Here is a 5,183-nt window from a genome sequence, read left to right as displayed (position 1 = left end):
CCTAATGTTATTTTTTGCGGCACAAAAAACCCGGGGGGGGGGGGGCTTGGCGCACCGCCCCCGCGCCACAAAGACCTCGCCAATCCCAAGCCCCTTGTTAGATCGTTAGCCACCTTCCTATAATCGAATCCGCTTACCCAAGCCCCGGCCGAACCACGTGCTTACCCCGCACGCAGCAGGTTCCGGCCAGACCATCGGCACTTTCCGCACCACACCGACGACTGTTCCTACCTTGAACAGCGGCCGCGCCTCACTCCCACATCCCTGGGTGTTCGACCATAATAATTCGCTCCACTGGGGCACATGACTGTCAGGGATAACCGCATGACGACCAGCACGACTTATAGCGACGCGCCTACCCAACCGACGAACTCCGCCACCCGCGTGGCCACGGCGAGTTTTATCGGCACCGCCATCGAGTTTTACGACTTCTACGTCTATGCCACCGCTGCGGCGCTGGTGATCGGTCCGGTGTTCTTTCCGCAGACCTCCGGCACCGCCCAGATGCTGTCGGCGTTCCTCACCTTCGGCATCGCATTCCTTGCCCGCCCCTTGGGATCGGCGCTGTTTGGGCACTTCGGTGACCGCATCGGGCGCAAATCGACATTGGTCGCTTCGCTGCTATTGATGGGTGTGTGCACCACGTTGATCGGCGTATTGCCGGGCTATGACAGCATCGGAGCCTGGGCGCCGATCCTGCTCTGCGTGCTGCGGTTCGGCCAAGGCCTTGGGCTGGGCGGCGAATGGGGCGGTGCGGCCCTGCTGGCGACGGAGAATGCGCCCAAAGGCAAGCGCGCCTGGTTCGGCATGTTCCCGCAGCTCGGCCCCTCGATTGGATTTCTGGCGGCTAACGGTCTGTTCCTGACGCTCGCCATGACCCTGAATGACGAGCAGTTCCGCTCTTGGGGCTGGCGGATTCCGTTTCTGCTCAGCGCCGCGCTGGTGATGGTGGGCCTGTATGTGCGCCTCAAACTCCACGAAACCCCGGTGTTTGCCAACGCCATGGCACGTCAGGAGCGAGTGAAGATCCCGCTGGTCGAGCTGTTCAGCCAGTACTGGGTACCGATGTTGCTGGGGGCAGGGTCGATGGTCGTGTGCTACGCGCTGTTCTACATCTCGACGGTGTTTTCATTGAGCTACGGCGTGTCGACACTCGGCTACAGCCGCGAAACCTTCCTTGGGCTGCTGTGCTTCGCCGTCCTGTTCATGGCCGCCGCCACGCCGTTGTCCGCCTGGGCCAGCGACCGCTACGGGCGCAAACCGGTGCTGATCATTGGCGGCGTCTTGGCGATCCTGTCGGGATTCTTGATGGAACCGCTGCTGACCCAAGGCTCGACCTGGGGCGTGGCGCTGTTCCTGTGCATCGAGCTGTTTCTGATGGGCGTGACGTTTGCACCGATGGGCGCGTTGCTGCCGGAGCTTTTTCCAACGCATGTGCGGTATACCGGCGCGTCCGCAGCCTACAACCTGGGCGGAATCGTCGGGGCCTCGGCGGCGCCGTTTTTCGCGCAGAAACTGGTGGCGATGGGCGGTCTGAGTTATGTCGGAGGGTATGTGTCTGGGGCGGCGGTGCTGAGTTTGATTGCGGTGCTGTGCCTGAAGGAGACGCGGCATAACGATTTGAATCGGGTGACCTGAAGCAGAAGCATCGCCAGCAGGCTGGCTCCCCCATGGAAATTGGGTGTACACAAAATCTGTGACCAACCAATAACCCTGTGGGAGCTAGCCTGCCGCGCCTCGGTTTACAGCTCTACCACGACAGCCTGAGAAGCACGGGTTGCCTTGGCACGAGCCGCTTCGATCGACTCATCCCGCGCCAACGCCACGCCCATCCGGCGCTGGCCATTGACCTCTGGTTTGCCAAACAGACGCAGCGCCGTATCCGGTTCGCTCAACGCAGCACCGAGGTTGGCGAACGCAGTCTGGGTCGACTGCCCTTCCACCAGAATCACCGCCGAAGCCGATGGCCCGAACTGGCGAATCAACGGAATCGGCAGGCCCAGGATCGCACGTGCGTGCAGCGCGAACTGCGACAGGTCCTGGGAAATCAGGGTGACCAGACCGGTGTCATGCGGGCGCGGCGACACTTCGCTGAACCACACCTGATCACCTTTGATGAACAGCTCGACACCAAACAGGCCACGACCGCCCAGTGCTTCAGTGACGGCCTTGGCAACGCGCTCGGATTCGGCCAGGGCAATCGGGCTCATGGCTTGTGGCTGCCAGGATTCCTGATAGTCGCCCTTCTCCTGCCGGTGACCGACGGGTGCGCAGAAGGTCGTGCCGCCGACGTGACGCACGGTCAACAGAGTGATTTCGTAGTCGAAGTCGATAAAGCCTTCGATGATCACGCGACCTTTACCGGCGCGACCGCCTTCCTGAGCGTAATCCCAAGCGGTTTTCACGTCATCGGCGCTGCGCAGCAGGCTCTGGCCTTTGCCCGACGAACTCATCACTGGCTTGACCACGCACGGGAAGCCCAGATCCTGGACAGCCTTGCTGTAGTCCTCGAAAGTGTCGGCGAAATGGTACGGCGAGGTCGGCAGGTCCAGCTCTTCGGCGGCCAGGCGACGGATGCCCTCACGGTTCATGGTCAGCTGCGCGGCGCGCGCGGTCGGGATCACGGTGAAGCCTTCGGCTTCCAGTTCCACGAGGGTCGCGGTGGCGATGGCTTCGATTTCCGGCACGATGAAGTGCGGCTTTTCGGCTTCGATCACGGCACGCAGGGCGGCGCCGTCGAGCATGTTGATAACGTGGCTGCGATGCGCAACTTGCATGGCCGGCGCGTTGGCGTAACGGTCGACGGCAATCACTTCAACGCCCAGGCGTTGCAGCTCGATTACCACTTCCTTGCCCAACTCACCACAGCCACACAGCAATACGCGGGTCGCAGTTGGCGACAATGGAGTTCCGATACGGGTCATCTCAGGTCCTCAAGAAGCGGATCATCGAGGGTCGCGGCGCCTGGCGCGCTTCCCATGGGGAGAAAGCGCGGCATTTTACATGAACCGCAAGGTTTGGCTTCAGCTGGCGACAGCCTGTTTGCGCAAGCGCCAGGCCATGATCAGCCACACGACCGTCACGCCGGCGAACTTCGAGCCCATGGCGGTAAGGATTACGGCCGGGGTGAAAGCATCGATCATGCCGAAGAAGATGAAGGTGTCGAGGGGAATGCTCAGGGCCGAACTTATCCACAGGCGATCGTGCAACGGACGCTTGGTGATGCTGAACACCAGCCAGTCGATGCATTCGGACACCGCGAAGGCCGTGGCGCTGGCCAGCGCGATGGACGGATCGGAAGTGACATAGGACAGGACCAACGCTGCGAGCATCGCCGCGATCGCGCCGTGGCCGAAGCGGGTTTGCACCATGTCGCGCAGGACAAACACCAAACCGCCCCAGGCCGACCAGATGATGTCCAGGTGCGGGGCGGTGGAGAAGGCGTAGTTGATCAGCACGACGCTGCTGATATAGGCGATCAGGAAGAACATGAGGTGGCGGGATACCTGTCAATTTGGCGCACAGATTACCATCTCGGCTTTACAAATAACCTGTGGCGAGGGCGCTTGCTCCCGCTGGGTCGCGCAGCGGCCCTGAAGTCAGAGGGCGCGGTGTGTCAGGTTGAATGTGTTTGTCAGCTATGGGGCTGCTTCGCAGCCCGGCGGGAGCAAGCTCCCTCGCCACAAAAAACCTCATCAGCCACAAAAGCTCACAGGGCTCAGGAATCGGATCTGGAAGGCAACATCCAGATCAACCCGCTCGACTTGGCCCGCTCATGGCACAGCCCCAAAACCCTGCGGCGTTCTTCGTTGTCCATGCGACTCCAGCGCGTGATTTCTTCGACCGTGCGCTGACACCCGGTGCAAATATCATCTTCGTCCAACGCGCAGATGTTCACGCATGGCGAGAGGACCGGTCGTTCGGTGGCGTTCATTCTTCCTGCTCGACCAGATCACGGGCGTAACGCTGCGAATTGTGCACATAGTGCGCGGCGCTGGCCTCCAGCATTTTCTTTTGCTGCTCGGTCAGTTCACGCACTACTTTGCCGGGCGAGCCCATGACCAGCGAACCGTCGGGAATCTCTTTGCCCTCGCCGATCAGCGAGTTGGCGCCGATGATGCAGTTCTTGCCGATTTTCGCGCCGTTGAGAATCACTGCATTAATACCGATCAGGCTGTAATCGCCCACGGTGCAGCCGTGAAGCATGGCGTTGTGGCCGATGGTCACGCCGGTGCCGATGGTCAGCGGGTAGCCCATGTCCGTGTGCATCACCGTGCCGTCCTGGACGTTGCTGTTCTTGCCAATCAGGATCAATTCGTTGTCGCCACGCAACACGGCGTTGAACCAGACGTTGGCGCCCTCTTCCAGTTTGACCTTGCCCACCAGCACGGCATTGGGTGCAACCCAGCTCTGCGGATGGGTTTCGACGCGGGCATCGCCCAGGCGATATTTCATCTTGTTGTCCTCAAGGCTCAGGCAGCCGCGGTTCACGCCATACGAACGATGGCTTCAAGTATTGATAAAGCTTTTGGGCGGGTGGTGCAGGCTGATGTCGGCGTCATAGAGCAGGTTGATCAACTCGACAATCATGATTGCCGTCAGGCCCCAGATTTTATACTCGCCGTAACGATAACTCGGCACGTACCAACTGCGCCCCTGGTAATCGATGCGGTGGGTGTGCTCCCTTGGGTCCTCACGGAAAAACTCCAGAGGCACACTGAACACGGCGGCGATCTCGGCATCGTTGGCCAGGTACTCGACAAAACCCGGAATCACTCCGACATACGGCGTGACCTTGATGCCATGCAGGGAGATCAACGGGCTCAGCGGGCCGATCACCTCGACCAGCCCCGGTGGCAAGCCGATTTCTTCTTCAGCCTCCCGTAGCGCGGTGAAAATAAGATCAGGGTCTTCGGGGTCGCGCCGCCCACCCGGGAAAGCGACTTCACCGCCATGGGTCGAGAGCCCGCTGGCGCGCAGGGTCAGAACCAGCTCCGGTTCGTCACTACGGGTGATGGGTACCAATACCGCGGCTTCGGGGAAACGTTTGTCGGTTTCCATTGTGCGTGGGGTGTGGTTGCTTACTCGATGCAGTAGCTCGTCCAGCATGAGTCTTCTCGATCTGTTGGCCGTAGGGTCTGTTGACGTTTGCTGACGAACCGCGTTGCGCGCCAACGCAGTTC

The 5,183-nt window shown here is 60.9% G+C and carries 6 protein-coding genes; 1 reads left to right on the top strand and 5 read right to left on the bottom strand.

What is annotated here, in order from left to right; genetic code table 11:
• The first annotated feature begins 324 nt into the window (after window positions 1-324).
• Window positions 325-1,638, top strand: coding sequence for an MFS transporter (locus QMX98_RS32140; protein ID WP_010463018.1), 1,314 nt, complete (start codon window positions 325-327; stop codon window positions 1,636-1,638).
• A gap of 104 nt (window positions 1,639-1,742) precedes the next feature.
• On the opposite strand, the gene purT is transcribed toward QMX98_RS32140, so the two are convergent.
• The 5 genes from purT to QMX98_RS32115 all read right to left on the bottom strand — a co-directional run bounded on the left by purT (window position 1,743) and on the right by QMX98_RS32115 (window position 5,109).
• Window positions 1,743-2,924 (bottom strand): formate-dependent phosphoribosylglycinamide formyltransferase, encoded by a 1,182-nt coding sequence (gene purT, locus QMX98_RS32135; protein ID WP_010463020.1) that lies wholly within the window; start codon window positions 2,922-2,924, stop codon window positions 1,743-1,745.
• Window positions 2,925-3,023: 99 nt separating this feature from the next.
• Entirely contained in the window at window positions 3,024-3,491 is a 468-nt protein-coding gene (locus QMX98_RS32130; protein ID WP_010463021.1) for a preQ0 transporter, read from the bottom strand.
• Between the two features lie 227 nt (window positions 3,492-3,718).
• On the bottom strand, window positions 3,719-3,934 hold the full coding sequence (locus tag QMX98_RS32125; protein ID WP_010463023.1) for a DUF1289 domain-containing protein: 216 nt from the start codon (window positions 3,932-3,934) through the stop codon (window positions 3,719-3,721).
• Window positions 3,931-4,455 (bottom strand): gamma carbonic anhydrase family protein, encoded by a 525-nt coding sequence (locus QMX98_RS32120; RefSeq protein WP_007944857.1) that lies wholly within the window; start codon window positions 4,453-4,455, stop codon window positions 3,931-3,933. The genes QMX98_RS32125 and QMX98_RS32120 overlap by 4 nt, the downstream gene beginning before the upstream one ends.
• A gap of 54 nt (window positions 4,456-4,509) precedes the next feature.
• The gene (locus QMX98_RS32115) at window positions 4,510-5,109 is read right to left on the bottom strand and encodes a CoA pyrophosphatase (RefSeq protein WP_010463027.1); all 600 of its coding nucleotides are present in this window, start codon (window positions 5,107-5,109) and stop codon (window positions 4,510-4,512) included.
• Window positions 5,110-5,183 lie beyond the last annotated feature (74 nt).

This window comes from Pseudomonas sp. PS02303, from assembly GCF_029959925.1.
Taxonomy (GTDB): domain Bacteria; phylum Pseudomonadota; class Gammaproteobacteria; order Pseudomonadales; family Pseudomonadaceae; genus Aquipseudomonas; species Aquipseudomonas mandelii.
This window is presented reverse-complemented; position numbering and strand designations above follow the sequence as displayed.